The 20,842-nt window shown below is 40.4% G+C and carries 2 protein-coding genes; one reads left to right on the forward strand and one right to left on the reverse strand.

Going from position 1 to position 20,842, the window contains the following annotated elements; translation table 11 throughout:
* Positions 1-4 precede the first annotated feature (4 nt).
* Entirely contained in the window at positions 5-8,368 is an 8,364-nt protein-coding gene (locus tag IM477_RS03530) for a non-ribosomal peptide synthetase (RefSeq protein WP_287730548.1), read from the reverse strand.
* A 732-nt stretch (positions 8,369-9,100) separates the two neighbouring features.
* On the opposite strand from IM477_RS03530, the gene IM477_RS03535 reads away from it, so the two are divergent.
* Entirely contained in the window at positions 9,101-20,806 is an 11,706-nt protein-coding gene (locus IM477_RS03535) for a type I polyketide synthase (protein WP_287730549.1), read from the forward strand.
* Positions 20,807-20,842: the final 36 nt, after the last annotated feature.

Here is a 20,842-nt window from a genome sequence, read left to right on the forward strand (position 1 = left end):
CTTATTAGTCAATTTCTGCCAGAATATCGTCTAATTCCTGTTGATTCAAGTGCGCTACTGGAAAATCTGAGGGAGTGTAACCCCCAGCATCAGGAGATAAACAATGCTCAATCAATTTCAGCAAAGCTTCTTTATAGCTGCGCCCTAAATATTCTACCGTCGAACGTTCATAGATGAGATCGCTATAAGTCCAGTTTACTTGTAACTGTCCCTCGATAACTCTGGCCGTAATCTCTAACAAATGACTACGATGTCCCTTAAGACTGTGATTAGGCCCCTTAGACTCATCCGCTAATTTCCAATCCCCTTTTTGCAATTGTCCTTGCTCAAATTGACCTAAATAATTAAACAAAACTTCTCTGGCAGGAATTTCAGCTAATTGAGACTTAATATCAGCATCATCACTCAAATATCGCAAAATTCCATAGCCAATTCCCCTGTGAGGAATAGCTCGTAACTGTTCTTTAATAGATTTGAGCCGCTCACCGGGGTGATTTTCGGGGGGGAGTCGCAAAATAACCGGAAAAAGACTGGTAAACCAACCTACCGTCCTCGATAAGTCAACCTCACTGAACAAATCTTCTCGTCCGTGTCCTTCTAAATCAAGAGATATGGTCAAATTTTCTGTCCATTCTGTCAAAGTTTCCGCTAAAGCGGTTAACAAAACCTCATTAATTTGAGTGTTATAGGCAGCGGGGACTTTTTGCAAGAGGGTGCGGGTTTGTTCTTCATCTAGAGTCACCGTGACATCATTTGCCGTCGCTACTGTATTGTATGGTTTTCCAGTCTCGTCATCTACAGGTAAATTGCTTGCCTCTAACCAAGGTTGAGTTAACCAATAGTCTAATGGCTCTCTCGCTTTCTCCCCTTGTCCATAATCCCTCAAGAGAAGCGCCCAATCCTGAAAGGCTATGGTTTTAGGTGGAAGTTCTACATTCTCCCCCCTTTCTAGCTGTTGATAAGTCGTCAATAAATCTTCTAACAAAATTCGCCAAGATACACCATCAACCCCCAAGTGATGAATAATAATCAGTAACCGACTGGGTTGATAGGGTGCCAATTCAAATAGTACCGCCTTGATTAATAGTCCACTAGAGAGATTTAAACTTGCCTGTTGAGTTGTTGCCATTGCTAAGAGAGTTTCCCCTTGCTGAGATTGAGGAATAGAAGACAAATCAATCACTTCAAAAGGTACTTCCTCCGGCATTCCTTCATTAACTTGTTGCCATTGTCCTTCCTCCACAGTAAACCGTAACCGCAAAGCGTCATGATGTTCAATTAATTTTCTCAGAGATTGAGCTAACAAATCAGCTTTCAGGTGATGAGGAACTTCTAAGAGGACAGACTGATTAAAGTGGTGCATTTCAGCGCGATTTTGCTCAAAAAACCACAGTTGAATGGGAGTGAGAGGCACAATACCCGTCACTAAACCCTGTTTAGCTAATTCGGCTGTGGAATAATCGGCAACTGTAGCTAGTTCAGCAAGAGTAGGATATTCAAATATCTGTTTAGGGGTAATCTTCAACCCGGCTTGACGAGCGCGAGCGACAACCTGAATACTGAGAATAGAATCGCCCCCAACTTCAAAAAAGCGGTCATAACGACTCACTTGTTTAATTCTGAGAACATCTTGCCAAATACTGGCCAAAATCTTTTCTTTCTGAGTATGCGGGGGGACAAAATCCTGCTCAGATGTCCAAGGTATCTCAGGGAGGGGTAATCTGGAACGGTCAATTTTTCCATTGGGAGTCAGAGGGAGAGCTTCTAAGGAGACAAAAAGAGCCGGAATCATATACTCTGGCAATTTCTGTCCCAAGAAACGACGCAAATCCTCAGTATTTATCGGACCATTTTCTCCTACTAGATAAGCGACTAATCTCTTATTCCGATAGGAGTCTTCCCAAATCTTCACCACCTTTTGCTTAACTTGGGGATAAGTCCCTAGAGTTGCCTCAATTTCTCCTAATTCAATGCGGAAACCCCGCAATTTTACCTGATTATCACCCCGCCCCAAAAAATCAATATTTCCATCGGGTAAATATCGGGCTAAATCTCCTGTTTTATAGAGTTTGGCATTGGGTTCATTACTAAACGGATTGGAGATAAATTTCTCGGCGGTTAATTCAGGTTGATTCAGATAACATCGAGCTAACCCTTTACCCCCGATATATAAATCACCAATAGTTCCTAGAGGAACCGGTTGCTTAAAAGAGTCCAGAATATAAACTTGAGTATTGGCAATAGGCCGGCCGATACTCGGTTGTCCATGGTGCCCTTTAGGCACTAAGCTAAAAGTGGAATAAGTGGTATCTTCTGAAGGACCGTAGAGATTATAAACATTCTTAATGTTTTCCTGCTGGTAAAGCTTCTGTACCAATTGATTAGACAAAGCTTCTCCGGCGAGGTTTACCGTTTGCACAGTCTCAGGTATCGCCTCAATTTCCAGCAGTTGAGCGATCGCTGTAGGTACGGTATTAATTAATGTTACCTCTTTGGCTGCACTTAAACTAGGCAAATCTAGAACATTCTGGGCCAGAATAATCTTACCCCCCACAGCCAAGGGCAAAAATAGTTCAAATACTGACAAATCAAAACAAATAGAAGTAGCTCCCAAAACCCCCGCTAATTCCTCACTGCTAAAGACTTCCTTGGACCAATTGAGTAAGGTTGTGGTGCTGTGATGCTCAATGACAACCCCTTTTGGTTTCCCCGTTGAACCGGAGGTATAAATCACATAAGCGGTATTACTGGAACTTACGGGTAAAGAGAGGTTTTCGGGACTTTCTAGGGCTATATTTCTGGCTTCTGCCTCTAATATCACCAGATTCCCTGGATAATTCCCTAATTTCTCTACTAATTTTGCTTGTGTTAGCAACAAGGAAACTTGAGCATCTTCTAAGATAACATTGAGGCGTTCAGTTGGATAAGCTGGATCTAAAGGTACATAAGCTCCCCCTGCTTTGAGAATGGCTAATAACCCTATAACCATCTCAGGGGTCCGTTCTAGGCAAATTCCCACCAAAGACTCCAGTTTTACCCCTTTTTTGCCTAAATAATGCCCTAATTGATTCGCTTTTTCGTTTAATTGACGGTAGGTTAATTGTTCATTTTCTGTAATAATAGCGATCGCATCAGGACTGCGCTTAACTTGCTCCTCAAACAATTGATGAATACACCCATCCGGATAGTGAACCTCAGTATCATTCCATTCTTTTAATAATTGATGTTGTTCTTGCTCAGAAAGTAAACAACAAGTTTCATAACGTTCTAACCCTTCCGTTGCCATAGCGATGAGAGTTTTCTCGTAGTATCCTCCGATTAACTCCATCTGCTTTTCCCCTAGATAATTCCCATCATATTTAAGGGTAAGTTCTATTTGAGATGAAAGGGGATGAAGACTAAAATTAGCTAACAATGTAAAATTAGTTTGATTAAAAAACTTCCCTCCTAAGACCTCTAAATCTTTCACCCCGATGATACCTTGATAAACATGGAAATGAATAAAATTAAAAGCCGTATCAAACAAAGGTTGACCTGATTTTTGTAACTCAGCGAGGGGATATCTTCGCCAAGATAAGCATTCTCTTTCAACATCAAAAGCTTGCTTAACTAAATCGCTCCAAGGGCCTCCAGATAACTCTAAACGTAGGGGCAAAGTATTCAAAAATAAACCTAATATCTTTTCCCCATCGGCTGCTTCTAACCGTCCATTAGAGACTAAACCCGTAACAATATCCCTCTGATTATTCAGTAAACTTAATACCCGAAAATGAGCCGCCAATAAAACACTTTTTAGGGGTACTCCCACTTGTTTACCGAGTTGTTTTAATCCCTGAGATACCTGACTAGATATAGGAACTAACCAATCCCAATCTTGATTAACTTGATTAGATTTCGACCACTGAGGAAGTTTAGTCAGCGTCACATCTCTGAGTTTTTCTTGCCAATAATTCTGGCATTCTGGCGATTGGACAGTTTTCTTTTCTAAGGCAACAAAATCCCTAAAACTGAGAGCGGGAGTTGGAGAGAGAGGGAGAACTTTTTTGTCGAGAAGATAGAGATACTGTTGTAACAATTCTGTGAGCAACGAAGCTACACTCCAACCATCTAAAATAGAGTGATGAAAACTGAAAGTTAGGTTAAAGTTATCCTGACTGCGGCGATGGAGATGAAAGCGAAATAAAGGAGGACTATTCCAGTCAAAAGTGCGGATTTTTTCCCGCTCAATCCAATCATCAATAGCCGTGTCTTGTTCAGAAGTAGATAGATGGGTTAGGTCATCTAATCCTAAAGGAACATCGATTTGTCGATGAACTAATTGTAGGGGTTCCTGATATTCAAAGAGTGCGAAACTGGTTCGTAATACCGGATGCCGCTGGACAATCTCCTTAATAGCACTATGTAAAGCGGGAAAACTAAAATCAGCACGAATATGATAGGTAAACACATCATGGTACACCGATAGATTCCCCTGATATTCACTATGAAATATCATCCCCAATTGTAGAGCAGTTAGAGGATAAGCATCCTCCACTTCCTCTGGTAAATTGAGGCGAACTTCTTGAGAAATTAAACTAAAAACTTCCGTTTTTTCAGTCCCTAAAGTATCAATTTCATAGCTAACGCAATTGGCCAATTCTTGAATGGTTTGATGTTGCAATAATTGGGGTAAGGAAAAATGAAAACCCATTTGTCGCGCCTTAGCGATCACTTGTATGCCCCGAATCGAATCCCCCCCAAGTTCAAAAAAATTATCGTGAATACCAACCTCTTCGATGCCCAAAACTTCAGCCCAAATCAGTGCTAAAATTTCCTCAAGAGGGGTACAAGGTGCTACAAAATTCTCCGAATTCCTTAAACTGTTATAGCTTGGAGAGGGTAGGGCGCGACGGTCAATTTTTCCACTATTTGTCAGAGGAATAGCATCCAATTGCACAAAGGCATGAGGTATCATGTATTCTGGGAGTTGGTTTTGCAGATAACTCCGCAGTTGGGGAATCAGTTTACTGTTTAACTTAGACCTTAAAGGGTGATTTGCATAAAGTTGCCATTCAGGTTTTGCGGTGTGGGTGGGGGTAAAAGCGATGTAATTTCTACGGGAATTTTCCAGCGGGGCAAAAATCACATCGTAACGGTCTGGAGTATCCGACCAAGTTACCCAAACCGAAAGGGATAAATCCTCAGCTAAAGCCGAAAAATCTTCAGGTTCTACAGCATTTTCTGGTATAATGTCCGATTTAATAGCTCTAAATTCCTCGGTCGTCCCAAAGTCTTGAGAATTCCTCAACAATTCCGCACTTTTTAAAGGTCCGAACAAGCGAGAATTAGGGACACCTATCACCCTTAACCCCTCAGATTTCCCCAGTTGATTTCTTACCTCAGATAAAGTCAGCTGCTGTTCAGTCCAGTTTAATTCTGGAAAGTCGGTGCTAAAATCCAGAATCGTTTCAATCCGCAGAACAACATTATAACGGAATTGAGTTAATTCGTTGTGGTGTTGACCTCTCTCTAGATGAATCTCGACTTCAGTAATCTGAGGAAAATAGGACTGAATTGCTCTAAAAAAATCCGGGTCAATGAATAACTCATTTTCTTGCTCAATTTTTCTCTGTACACGCTGTTTAAAATCCTTAATCGCATCCTCAGGGTTAGCCTTATAAAGTTCTACATCAGCGTGAAAAGCTTCCATGAGTTGCAAGTTTCGCACATCTCCAAGGAAAATACACCCCCCCGGAGTTAGTACCTTGATAGCTCCCTCTAAAACCCGCAATAAGTAATCTATATGGGGGAAATACTGCACAACCGAGTTAAGGATAATTGTATCGAATCCTTCTGACTCCAAACCCTCAAAATTATCGGCTGTGCTATGCAATAGCCTGACTTGCTCTAGCTGAGGCCCTTCTTGATTAATTCGCTGAATATGGTCTAAGGCTACTGATGAAATATCGGTTCCCCAATAATGCTGACAATGGGGAGCAACTTGGAATAATATTAACCCAGTTCCACAACCTATTTCCAGAACTTTTTTAGGTTGTTGAGCGAGAATAACCTTAACTTTATCATCTAGCCATTCTCGCATCTGAGCAACTGGGATAGGTTCCCCCGTGTAACTACTATTCCAGCCAACAATATTAAATATACCCTCAGAATCTGCCGATGTTTGGCTGTAAATTTGGTTATAGAGGCTTTGCCATTGCTCGATTTGCTCATCGAATAATTGCCCTTTTTCTGAAGTCGCCAAGAGTTCCCCCTCTTGAGACTGACCCACAACATAAGCAATTAGTGTTTTACTCCCTGTTTCTGTCTCCGATGCAATGACTACCGCTTGCTCAACTGCTGGATGTTGACTGAGTATAGTTTCAATTTCCCCAAGCTCAATCCGGAAACCTCGAATCTTAACTTGATGGTCAATACGCCCCAAAAATTCAATATTTCCATCGGGTAAATACCGGGCTAAATCTCCCGTTTTATATAATTTTGCCCTAATTTCTCCCCCTATTTCTCCTTCGACCTTAGCAAAAGGATTAGGGATAAATTTCTCGGCCGTCAATTCGGGACGATTGAGGTATCCACGAGCTAAACCTATGCCACCAATATGTAATTCTCCCACAATCCCTATAGGAACTGGTTGTAAATCCGGATTAAGAATATAAATCTGAGTATTGGCAATTGGTTGACCAATACTCACTAGAGCTTTTTGATTCTCCGGCAAACAGGGCCAGTAAGTCACATCAATCGCCGCCTCAGTCGGACCGTAGAGGTTGTGAAGTTCACAGTCAAAATGCTCAAAAAAGCGTTGTGTTAAGTCTAATGACAAAGCTTCCCCACTACAGAAAACCCGCTTGAGAGAACTACATTCTTTTAGCTCTGGTTCTTGCAGAAACACTCGCAACATTGAGGGGACAAAATGAAGGGTAGTGATTTGCTGCTTTTGGATCAATTGTATTAAATAGGTACTATCTTTATGACCTTCTGGTTTAGCTACCACTAGGGTTGCACCGGCTAATAAAGGCCAAAAGAATTCCCACACTGAAACATCAAAACTAAAAGGGGTTTTTTGTAAAATGCCATCACTCTTAGTTAACTGATAAGTATCCTGCATCCACAACAAACGATTCCTAATCCCCTTATGATTATTCATTACGCCTTTAGGCTTACCTGTGGATCCCGAAGTATAAATAACATAGGCTAAATTTTCCCCCGTTACGCCACTGTCACAATTGTTCTGACTTTCTTGAGAAATTGCTGGCCAATCTGTATCCAAAGCAACAACAATTCCCCGGTATTCCCCCAACAATCCCCGCAGCGATTCCGCAGTAATGATCACTTTTACCCCAGTATCTTCTAATAGATAACTTAGGCGTTCTTGAGGATAATTAGGATCTAAGGGGACGTAAGCTCCTCCGGCCTTCAAAACAGCCAATAATCCTACTACCATTTCTAAGGAACGCTCTAGATAAATTCCTACTAATTCCTCTGGTTTTACTCCTAATTTTTGTAGGTAATGACCAAGTTGATTGGCTTTTTCATTTAATTCTTGATAAGTTAATTCTTGATTTTCAAAAATGACCGCCACTCTCTCAGGGTAAAGTTTGGCTTGCTCTTCAAATAGCTGATGAATCCATTGCTTTTCAGGATATTGAATGGCCGTATCATTCCAATCTCTCAGCAATTGTTCTCGTTCTTTTGTCGTTAATATATCAATTTCTGACAAATCTATATCGGGATTACTCGTCACTGTTTCTAAGATTTTCTGGTAATGTCCTAGCATTCTCTCGACAAAATCTCTGGGAAATTTATCTTGAATAAAAGTGACAGAAACACCACTATCATCCGCTGCTATGGCAAAAACTAATTGAAACCGATTTAACGAAGAAATGTCGGCGCACAGTCCTTCTTTGATCACAGCAACGTCAAAAATATTCTCTAGATTTCCTCCTCTTGCTGCCAAGGTTTTGACCAAACTATCCAGAGTATAGTTTTGATGGCGATATCCTTCTTGTAAATCTTTACGAATGATCCTTAGTAAATCTTTAAATGAACTAAAATTCTGTTGATTGAATCGGCAGAATATCAGGCTCTCTAATTTTTCTGTATTCAAAGCTGCTGTAGCCGTGGCAAACTCGACTTGAGCAGTATATTTAAACATTAAAACCTGGACAACAGCCAGATAAAATGCTAATTTATTAACGGAATTTTTTGCCGTTAAACTGTTGATTTTTTCCTGTAAATCTGTAGAGATAACTTCAATAACGCTATCTTGCTCCCCGGTTTTATTCTGACTTACATTACCAAATAGAGTAGTTACTGGATCTATTTCTTGAAGTTGCCGAATTTGGTAATCTATTGAAACCAGATGTGCTTCCATTGCTGTTCTAACTTTTTCCCTAAATAGTGGTTGATGGCGGTATTCAGAGTCATGGGGTACAATGCTTTTTTCCCCGTTCCCTGTTCCCTTAAAGCGATAATTCCCGTCTCTGACGAGTGGGATTATTGCTATACGAACTACAGGAAACCCGACTAGGGCTAAGGTCGAGGTTTCTGTCGCTTCTTCAAAATTGTTCTGAGCCTCGACATCATAGCATATTAACCGACATTCCGCACATCTTCATAATATACTTTTGTATATTTTTACATTCCCCAAGCTGTTTTGACGAAAAATCTTCATTGTAGAAACTACTGTGGGAGCAATAAATTAGTAAAAATTATTAATTAAATATTAAGAAGTGCGGAAAGTGTGACATTTAAAGATAGATTAGCGCAAGACTATCAGATCTGAAGATGCCACACCCCACACCGGGTTATTGGAGATGTCTGTTGACGATTACTACCTCGATCAGGTATGATTAGCTGTCTGGTCGTAATAGCTGAAGGGGTGACAACGAGGTGGAAATTTAAGTGAGGTGGGTGGAAATTTTCCTCACTGTAAGCCATCAAATTAATCGACTTACCCGGTAAAAACCAAATTCCCTCGTTATCTTTCGGCGAAAGTCTCAAGCTTTTTCCCTAAACCCGACACTCTACACCCTGTTTCACTTTCCATCTGCTTGTCACCCCGTCAGTCGCAATAATTATTCTTTTCCAAGTCGAGTCTAACAATATGGACTTTCAAGATAAAAAGAACTTATCCGAAAACGACCAATCAATCCAAGCTAGAGTTTTTAAAGCTCTTAGTGAAGCTAAAGAAAAATTAAAAGCTTTCGAGTCTCAACAAAGCGAACCCTTAGCTATCGTGGGTTTAGGTTGTCGTTTCGGTCATAATATTGCGACACCTGAATCCTTCTGGTCTTTCCTGAAAGCGGGTAAAAATAACCTCAGAGAAATACCTAAGGAGCGCTGGAACCAGCAGGATTTTTATGATTCAGATCGGAATAAAGTGGGTAAAATCTATGTTTCTCAGGGGGGGTTTCTCGATGATGTCTCCCAGTTTGATGCCCATTTTTTCGGAATTGCTCCCAAGGAAGCCGTCGCTATGGATCCTCAGCAAAGGTTGCTTTTAGAGGTAGCCTATGAAGCTTTGGAAAATGCAGGAATGGCAACAACGACGGCCAGAAGGGGAAAAACAGGGGTTTTTATCGGGATTACCAACAATGACTATGCCCGTATTCTTACCTCAAATGAGGACTATAATGCCATCGGAGCCTATCATATTTCGGGTAATCATACTAATGCGGCAGCTGGGCGTATTTCTTACCTTTTAAATCTTAATGGTCCGAGTTTGGCAGTAGATACCGCTTGTTCTTCTTCCTTAGTCGCTGTTCATCTCGCTTGCCGTTCCTTACGTTCCCAAGAATGCAGACAAGCGTTAGTCGGAGGAGTGAACTTAGTTTTAACTCCAGAAGTCGTCATCGCCTTGTGCCGCAATCAGATGTTGGCCCCAGATGGCCAATGCAAAACCTTTGACGAAAGTGCCGATGGGTTTGGAATCGGCGAAGGTTGCGGAGTCATCGTCTTAAAAAGACTCAGTGACGCTCTTCAAGATGGTGATCACATTTGGGCAGTGATTCGAGGGACCGCAGTCAACAACGATGGAGCTAGTGGCGGCTTTACCGTTCCTAATGGGCCTGTGCAGAGAGAATTAATCAGAGAAGCTCTGGCTGACGCTCGTTTAGATGCCGAGGTGATCGATTATGTTGAAGCTCACGGTACAGGAACATCTTTGGGAGATCCCATCGAAATTAAAGCCATAGCCGAGGCATTATGCGTCAATCGTCGGAAATCTAACCCGTTATTAGTCGGTTCTCTCAAAACTAATTTAGGTCATCTGGCGGCGGCGGCCGGAATTTCAGGATTAATTAAAACCGCATTATCGCTACACTACCGTGAAATTCCGGCTCATCTAAATCTTAAAAAACCCAATCCTCATATTAATTGGGATGCCTTACCGATTAGTATCGTCACGCAAAATTGTCCTTGGAATGTTAACAATGGCAAGCTCAAAGCGGCTGGAGTCAGTTCTTTTGGAGCATCGGGAACCAACGCTCATGTTATTTTAAGCGAACCGCCTCAACCGCAACCCCAAAACCCCAAAATATCCCCCATTCTCGTTACTTTTTCGGCTAAAGAACCCGAACGTTTACGTCTTTTTACGACTCAATTTGTGGATTATCTTGAGCAGAAAACATCTCTCAACGTCAAGGACATTGCCCTATCTTTAAATACCGGTCGTTTTCCCCATAAACATCGTCTCGCTCTTTTAGTTTCTAATCAAGAGAATCTGCGCCAAGGCATTCAGGCTTTTCTCAAGAGCGATGGGGATGAAAAGCAATTTCAAAATATTCAAAATAATAGCTTCGACATCATTTATGGAGAAGCGCAAAGCAATCCTAAAATTGCTTTTCTCTGCAATGACGAGCAAGAAATTAGTCCAGAAATCATTGAAACCCTGCTCAATAATGAGCCAGTATTTTATGATGCTTTTAGGCACTGTGATCATCTGTTTAAAAAATATTTAGAATTTTCTCTTCAGGAATTATTGTCATCTAAAAAAGCCTTAGAGCCTCAGATTCCTTTGTCTGTACAACCGGTATTATTTGCCTATCAATATGCTCTTTGTGAACTCTGGAAATCGTGGGGAATTTCTCCTTCTGCGATTTTAGGTTCTGGATTAGGGGAATATCTCGCCGCTCAACAAGCGGGCGTTTTTTCCCTTGAAGATACCGTCAAGCTGGTGGCGAAACGCGCTCAAATTGGTCCACAAAACCCCAACTCAGAAGACCTTTTATCCTTGCTCAAAAGCACCCCAGAAGTCGATTCTAACTCTCCCGATATTACCCTAATTTATCAGGGTGAAGTGGTGAAAAAATCGCTCAGAAATTCCGTGAATAGAGGGGAAAGGATTAGGCAAAAATCCGACGAAATCGCCCAGGGAATTTCTACTTTGCATCAAATGGGATATCAAATCTTCCTAGAAATGGGAATCAGTGCCAATCTCATTAATATAGGTCGTCAAAAGTTAGGGGTAAATTCAATTCTATGGTTATCTAGTTTAGGGGAAGATTGTCACAGTGATCAGCATGAGCAAAGGGTGCTAGGTCAACTCTATGTACGAGGATTTAATATTAACTGGGAAGCCTTTCATCGCTCACATCCCGGGCAAAAAATTAGTTTACCTAATTCGCCTTTTATCCGCAAACGCTACTGGATAAATTCTGGCAATAAATCAGAGTCTTCTAGCTATAAAAACCCTAATTATTACTCTGGACATCCCTTACTAGGCGATCGTTTTCCTTCTCCCTTAGCTCTCCTTCAATATCGAGGGAGCATTAGTCAACATAAACCTGCATTTTTAGGAGAACATCAGGTTTTTGATCAGGCCATATTGCCAGCATCTGCCTTGATAGAAATGGCTTTAGCTGCCGGGGAGAATCAAAGAGTTATTTTAGAAAATGTTGAATTTAAGAAGGCATTAATTTTAAAAGATACGGAAGACACATTACAGTTAATCATTGAGGAAAAAAGCTTTAAAATTTACCATGAACTTGAGCCAAATTGGGAAATATTAGTTACTGGAAAAATTGAGGAATTGAAATCAACTAATTTAACCCATTGTCATCTAGAAGAAATCGCCAAAAATTGTTCCGAAGAAGTCGATATCAACTCCTTTTATGAAACTTATCAAAAATCAGGGATAAATTACGGGAGTAACTTTCGGCTCATTCATCAACTGAAGCGGGGGGAAAATACAGCTTTTGCTCAAATCAAATTAACCGATAGGTTAGAGCGGGAAAAATATCATTTCCATCCTGCTATGTTAGACGCTTGTTTTCAAGGGATTGCTGCCATTTTATTTCAAGAAGAATCCTCAGTAACTTATGTTCCTGTTCGCCTTGGGCAATTGGCATTTTTCCACCCTCCTGATGAGCAGGTAATCAGCGCGGTTCGACTGAAAAACTCCACCACTAACCCTAACATTATTATCGCTGATATTGATATCTATTCCCCCCAAGGTCAACCCTTAGCATCCCTCACCAACTTAGAACTAAAAGCCGTTCAATCTCAAGAGATTATCCCCCAAGAAATCCCCCCTCAAATCTATCTAGAAGAATGGATGCCTGGCGAGGAATTATTAGGGAATGGTAGAGACACTTTAGTAGCTCCCCAGGTGATTAAAAATCAAATTCACCCCGCACAGTTAGAACAACAACTAGGGGAAAAATTGGGGCAATATGAGCGCTTAATGGAGGCCTTAGAAAAGTTAAGCGTAACCTATATTTGGCAAGCCTTAACAAAACTTAATAGACAGCCCAAATTAGGTCAAACTTATTCCGAAGCACAGATAGCAAATCAAGGTCAAATTGTCGATTTTTACCGACCTTTATTATCTCGATGTTTAAGCATTTTAGCTGAAGAAAAAATCGTTAATCAGACAAAAGATGGCTGGTTATTCGTCAAAGAATTAGAAGCACCTTCATCGCCATCGCAAATTAAAATTCTCCGCCAAGAATTTGCCGATTATCCAGCAGAAATTAGTCTCATGGAGCGTTGTGGCTCTGCTTTGGCAGCAGTCATGAGTCGTCAAGTTGAGCCATTAGAATTACTCTTTCCTCAAGGGGATTTAGAAGCGATCGCATCAATTTATTCGGAAGCTGCCGGAGCTAAATTGATGAATCAGTTAGTCGCCACCACAATCAGCCGTGCTATTGAGAATTTACCCCCCCATTATCCCCTAAGAATTCTCGAAATTGGAGGAGGAACAGGAGCCGTTACTGCTGGCATTTTACCTCACTTACCCACAGAACATATCGAATATGTATTCACCGATATTTCCTCTAGTTTCTTAACAAGAGCTAAGGAAAATTTTAGAAACTATCCCTTTCTTAAATATCAAACTTTAGACATTGAAAAAAATCCCTTTACTCAAGATTTTCTCCCCGGCAGTTTTGACATAATCATCGCCGCTAATGTTCTTCATGCCACAGCCAACCTTCAAAAAACCCTGGAAAATGTGCGCTCTCTCATCGCTCCTAAGGGACTACTAATCCTCTTAGAAAGTACAGGGGCAAGACGTTGGGTAGATTTAACCTTTGGCTTGACAGAAGGATGGTGGTTATGTAGTCAAGATCTGCGGCGGAATGGTTATCCGTTAATCAGCACAAAAGATTGGCAAAATTTACTGATTGAGAATCAATTTGAAGACATTAATATTATCGAACCAAGCCAAGCAAAAACCCGAAATTTATTAAAACAAAGTGTCATCATTAGTCGCAGCAGTGAGCAATTACCTTCTCTTCCGGCAAAATCTTACTATCATCAAATAATCTGGGCAGATAGTCAAGGAATTGCTAACGGTTTAATCCCTCTATTCCAACAGAGAGGAATAAGTTGTTCCTGCGTCTTTTCCCAAGATATTAACCCAGAGATGGCTGAAGATTACCTATCAATATTGAGAAACTCGATAACTTCAGAAACTCGTCAAATACTGTACTTCTGGGGCTTAGAAAAAATCCCTGGAGAAATGGATCAACAAGTCGAGATTCATTGTCAAAGATTTCTCTTTTTCTTACAAGCCTTATTGCAGCAAGAAAATCCGCCGGCTCTGATTTTAGTGACTCAAGGAGCAGTACCAGCAAAAGCCATTAAAACCCTGACCTCTCCCTCTCAAGCATCCTTATTAGGAATAGCCTTCAGCCTAGTCTTAGAACATCCTGAACTTAATTTTAAGGCGATTGACCTAGATCCAGATGAAGTAAACTCAGCCGACAAACTGCTGCAAGAAATCTACAGTAATCCCCAAGAAAACCGGGTTGCTTTGCGGGGGGAACAGCGTTTTTATCCCCGTTTAGTGCAGAGAAAACTTGAAGATGGAAATATCAATTTTAGTCCTGATGGCTATTATTTAATCACAGGAGGCACAGGGGGGTTAGGATTAGCAACAACCCGATGGATGATTGAAAAAGGGGCGCGGAATCTAGTTTTGTGTAGTCGTCGAGGGGCAGAAGGAGTTAGCCCTGAAATATTAGCCAATCTCTCCTCTAGTGGGGCAGAAATTACCCTCAAAAAACTTGATATTACCGATGCTGAAAAACTGCACACTGTCTTAGAAGAATGCCGTTCTAAATATCCTGTACGGGGCGTTTTTCACATTGCTGGAACCTTAGACGATACCACCTTATTAAGACTAACACCAGAGCGCTTTAATTATGTTTTAGCTCCCAAAGTTAAAGGAACTTGGTTGCTTCATCAACTCACCCTAAATGACCCATTAGAATTCTTTGTCTGTTATACTTCTGCTGTATCTTTAATTGGCTCAGCTGGACAAGCCAATGCCGCGGCAGCTAATGCCTTTGAAGACGCTTTTATCTATTATCGTCAGGCGCATCATTTACCCGGAACGGTCATAAATTGGGGTCCTTGGAGCGAAATAGGTGCAGCAGTAGATCGCAATGTTTTGGAGAGATTAGCCGCTAAAGGATATGCGGCTATGAAACCCGATTTAGCCCTTAATGCTCTCGAAAAAATTCTCCTAAATCAGATTATTCGCGCTGGTGTAATTAAGATTGACTGGCAACAATTTCCTTATATTCATCAAAGCTTTTATAAAAACTTTCTGCCTCAAGGAAACCCCCAAGCAGCCCCCTCATCTGAGTTTTTAAAACAATGGCAAAATTTAACCTTAAAAGAGCGTCCTAATTGGCTAACTAATCATATCATTATGCGTGTTTCTACTGTCTTAGGACGCTCAAATGATGAAACTTTTTCCCCTCAACAAGGCTTTTTTGATTTGGGGATGGACTCTCTCACTTCTACAGAGTTACGAAATCTGTTACAAACTGACTTTAATTGTTCTCTCCCTTCGACAATTACTTTTCGTTTTCCGAATGTTGAAGTATTAGCTAATTATTTACAGCGAGAAGTTCTAGATAATTGTCAACCGGTATTTACCCCTCAAATAAAAGCAGAAATTTCTCAAAAACAGCCAGAAAAATCACAACTCGATGATGATCCTATTGTTATTGTCGGCATGGCTTGTCGATTCCCCGGCGGTGCTAAGAATTTACAATCTTTCTGGGAACTTTTAGAACAGGGAAAAGATGCTATAACAGAAATTCCTCAAGCTCGCTGGGATCAGGAAACATGGTATGATCCTAATCCCGATGTCCCTGGCAAAATATACGCTCCTTACGGTGCATTTCTAGAACAAATTGAGGAATTTGATGGAGAATTTTTTGGCATTATTCCTAGAGAATCTGTCGCCATGGATCCTCAGCATCGTTTACTCTTGGAAACCACCTGGCAAGCTTTAGAATCTGCTGGACAAAATCCCCAAAAATTACGCAACAGTCAGACGGGAGTTTTTATCGGTTGCATGACTCAAGATTATGCCCAATTAAGTTATTCTCCTCAAGCCATTAATGCTTATACTGGTTCAGGAACTTCTGTTAGTATGGCGGCGGGTCGTCTTTCTTATGTCCTTGGTTTACAGGGTCCATCAATGACTATTGACACCGCTTGTTCCTCCTCATTAGTAGCGATTCATTTAGCTTATAATGCCTTACTTAATGGTGAGTGCGATCTGGCTTTAGCCGGAGGGGTTAATATTATTTTAACTCCCATTATTTCTTTAATCGAAAGTCGCGCCCATATGCTTGCCCCTGATGGACATTGCAAAACCTTTGATGAGAGCGCAAATGGCATGGTGCGAGGAGAAGGCTGTGGAATAGTTGTTCTGAAAAGATTGAGCCAAGCAGTTAAGAATGGAGACCAAATTTTGGCGAAAATTTATGGCACAGCCGTCAATCATGATGGTCCAAGTAGTGGGCTAACTGTTCCTAATGGTCAAGCTCAAGAAAAATTATTACATCAAGCCCTTAAACGTGCTAATCTCAAGCCTGAACAAATCGATTATATTGAAGCTCACGGCACTGGAACAGCCCTTGGTGATCCCATTGAATTAGAAAGTATGTCCGCCGTTTTTGGCCAACGCTCCCCTAATCGGCCTTTAATTATTGGTTCAGTAAAAACGAATTTAGGCCATTTAGAAGGTGCTGCCGGAATTGCCGGATTAATTAAAACCGTTCTAGCGTTACAACACCATAAAATACCTCCTCATCTTCACTTTAAAAATCCTAATCCCCGCTTTGATTGGAGTTCTCATATTTTTGAAGTTCCTGTACAAGGAAAACCTTGGGATATCAGCGAACGTACAAGGATTGCTGGAGTAAGTTCCTTTGGATTTAGTGGAACGAATGCTCATATCATTGTTGGGGAAATTGACGCTGATTTACCTCAACCTTCGGAGAATAATTTTTATCTATTACCCCTTTCGGCTCGTTCTGAAAAATCGCTGCAAGAGTTAGCGAGAAATTATCAAGATATTTTGACTGAGTCTATCAATTTAGCTGATGTTTGTTTTACCGCCAGTACAGGGCGGGGGATTTTTCCGCAACGAATCTGTATTTTAGCAGACTCAATAACCACGGCACAACGAGCATTAATTGATTACCAAGATGGTGAAAATTCTGACTCATTAATCCGACCGATTTTATCAGAGACTCCGCAAAAGATAGCTTTCCTATTTTCTGGACAAGGCTCTCAATATTCCGGCATGGGAGAAACCCTTTATAACCGAGAAGTTGTTTTCAAGGAAACATTAGAGCTTTGTGATCAAATTCTAGAACCCCTTTTAGAAAAATCTCTCTTAGATTTAATCTTTCACGAGCAAAATAGTGAGTTATTAGAGGAAACCCAAATCACTCAGCCGGTGATTTTTTCCCTTGAATATGCACTCGCCAAATTATGGCAATCTTGGGGAATACAACCTTCAGCCCTTTTAGGACATAGTATTGGGGAATATGTGGCGGCTTGTTGGGCAGGAGTCTTTTCATTAGAAGATGCCTTAAAATTAGTGACTCAACGGGGTAAATTAATGGGAAAATTGCCCCAGAATGGCAGTATGTCCGCTATTTATGCTGATTATGAGACGGTAGCAAACGCTCTAACTTCGTATGAAAATCAAGTTAATATTGCTTCAGCCAATGGCTCAATTACCGTCATTTCTGGATTTAAAGAGATTGTTGAGCAACTCGAAAAAGAATTTATTGATCAAGGGTATAAAACTAAACGTTTAGCGGTATCTCATGCTTTTCATTCTCCTTTAATGCAGCCCATTCTTGATGATTTTTCCCAGGTCTTAAAAACAATTTCTTTTCATGAACCTAGCTTAACGATTATTAGTAATCTGACAGGGAAACCTGTAGGTTCAGAAATTACAACTCCTGATTATTGGGTAGATCATCTGCGTAATACTGTACAGTTTAGTCAAGGATTTCAGTCTTTAATTGATCAGGGTTATCGTTGTTTTCTAGAAGTCGGTTCTAAGCCTGTATTACTGAGTATGGCTCGCCTTATTGCTGCCAACCAAGACCTATTATGGTTGCCTAGTATTGTACCCGGGCAGGATGAACAGGCACAAATGTATAGAAGTTTAGCGACACTTTTTGTTAATGGTTATTCCCTAGACTGGACTAAAGTATTTAAACAAGGTAAGCGAATTAGTTTACCGACTTATCCCTTTCAAAGAGAACGGTATTGGCTATCTAATTCGGAATTTTCTCTAGGGCAAATCAAGACTCAGTTACATCCTTTCATTAGAGATTTTAAAAAGTTAGCAACGGGAGACATGATCTTTGAAGGTGAGGTGAGTTCTCTTAACCCTAGTTATTTAGAAGAACACAAGGTATTTGAGAACATTGTATTTCCAGCTACCGGTTTTATTGAAGCCATTTTAGCCGCAAGTCAGAAAATATTTAATGGGCATTTTGTCACCCTTGAAAATGTCTCTATCCATCAGGGATTAATCTTATCTCCAACTCCCTCAATAATCCAAATAATTTTTAAACCTAAAAAATCATCTCAACTGATTTATACTTTTGAGATATTTAGCAGTGATTCTGCACAAGAACAATGGCTTCTTCATGTTACAGGTGAAGTCAAACCTAAGGATATACAAAGCTTGGCTGCCTCAGAATTAAACCCAACTAAATTAGAAAGAGAAAACCCTAAAGAATCGATTTCTATCCGTGAATTCTATGAGCTTTATCAGCAGATGGGTATCAGGTATGGGGAGCAGTTCCAAGCGATTCAAGAGTTATATTCTTTCAAAAAAGGCTCTCAAGCTAAAATTAGTATTAACCCTAGTTTAGCGGATCGGCGTTATTATTTTCATCCAGTTCTTTTGGATGCTTGCTTACAGAGTATTGGGGCAGCTTTCCCCGAAATTCATGGTCAAGAATTGCATCTACCTTATGGATTCTCTTCCTTGGAAATATTCCTAAATCCAACTTCGCAAGTTTGGACGGAAGTTCAGGTCATCTCAGATACTAATGGTGAAATGAGAGTAAATGTTAATATTTATGATGAACAAGGACAGCTTTGCGCTCGCTTTACTGACTTAACAGCACGGCGCATAAATCCGGCTATTTTACAGAGTTTATGGCAAGAAAAGTCAAATAATTGCTTTTATAAAGTGGAATGGAAAAAACTTTCTTCAATGCCAACTGTTGCCGTCGATCCTCAAAATTCTTGGTTAGTCTTGGTTCGTCCAGAAACAGACTTAAATTCCCTAATTAATTTATACAAAAAGGCAGGAGAAAAAGTAATTACTGTAGAAATGGGGCAGAATTATCAATGTTATTCTCAAGATTATTTTGTGATCAATCCGGCTCAGAAATCTGATTTTCAGCGTCTCTATCAAGAAGCTTATCCATCTGGAGAATTTCCGACTGGTGTTGTTTTTTGTTGGGAATCTTCAGAAGCTGAAGAAGTTCTAGATACAGTAGCTCAGAGTTCTCATGCCGTTTTAAATTTAGTGCAAACCCTCACTAATAACTGGGAGAAATTACCCCATTTATGGCTGATTACTCGCGGGGCTAATAAGATTATCAATGATACGGCTTTATATCCTCAACAGTCCCATTTATGGGGATTAGGAGCAGTCATTAATCAAGAGTATCCTAAAATGGGTTGTGTTTGTTTAGATTTACCAATCCATAAAGAAGCTAATGAAGCTGAACTTTTATTCAATGAATTAAAGTGTTTCCCCCATGAATTCCGTTTGGCTTTACGTCAAGGAAACCGCTACGCAGCCAGGTTAATTTCTGCATCTCTTCCTATCTCAGAAAAACGACAGTTTATTAATCAGTCAGGGGCTTATTTAATCACGGGAGGGGGAGGAAAACTCGGCGGATTAGTGGCTCAATGGTTATCAGAAATGGGAGCAAGTCACCTAGTTTTGTGTAGTCGCCATGTTAAATCTTCAACAGAATTGATAGCCCCATTAGTGGAGAAAGGAACAAAAGTAACCTTGATTGAAGCTGATATTACTTCCCCCACAGATATGAAAAATTTATTCTCTCGTTTTGGGGCAGACTTGCCCGTCTTACGAGGAATAATTCATGCAGCAGCGGTCTTAGAAGATGGGCTTATCAGTAATCAAAGTTGGCAAAAATATCAAAAGGTAATGAGTCCAAAAGTAGCAGGAACTTTATTATTAGATCGTTATACTCGCTCTCTATCTTTAGACTTTTTCGTAAGCTTTTCTTCTGCGGCTGTCATCCTTGGTTCACCGGGTCAAAGTAATTATGCGGCGGCTAATGCTTTCATGGATGCTCTAATGCAGCAACGGCAAAGTTTAGGATTACCTGGTATTAGTATTAATTGGGGAGCTTGGGAGACGAGCAACCAAATTGATCAACAACGTTTCGCTAATTGGGGTTTGCAGATGATGCCTTCTGAGCAAGCGTTTCAATATCTCAACCAGATAATTTTAGATGATATTAACCCAGGGATAGTTATCGATATTAATTGGTCGATTTTTAACCAAACTTTCAATATTAATCAACCCTTCTTTAGCGAGGTATTAACCCTAAAAAATCAACAACAAACAAGTCCAGCAAAACTATTAGAACGATTAAAATCTGTCTCTATAGACGAACGAATAAACGCTTTAGTAGAAGGACTGGAGAAAATATTAAGAGAAGTGACAGGGTTAAATGGGAACAAAGTTATTCCTCAACAAACATCATTCTTAGACTTAGGTTTAAACTCTCTAATGGTCATAGAATTTAAAAATCGCTTAGAAACAGATTTAGGGTGTAAATTGCCATCTTCGATCATTTTCGATTATCCTAATCTTCTCAGCTTAAGTACCTACTTAAGGGAACAAATTCTAGCCAATCATCTCGATTTTGAGATTAAAATAAATCCAATTCCTGACAATCATAATCCCTATGACAGCCTCAGTGAAGACGAACTGGCAAGATTACTTAATCAAAAATTAACGGAGCTTGATCAATATGGAGGTTAAATTTTAAAAATCATGCTTCAAAAGCCATAAGATGTG

It is taken from the genome of Microcystis sp. M090S1 (genome assembly GCF_020246295.1).
Classification (GTDB): domain Bacteria; phylum Cyanobacteriota; class Cyanobacteriia; order Cyanobacteriales; family Microcystaceae; genus Microcystis; species Microcystis aeruginosa.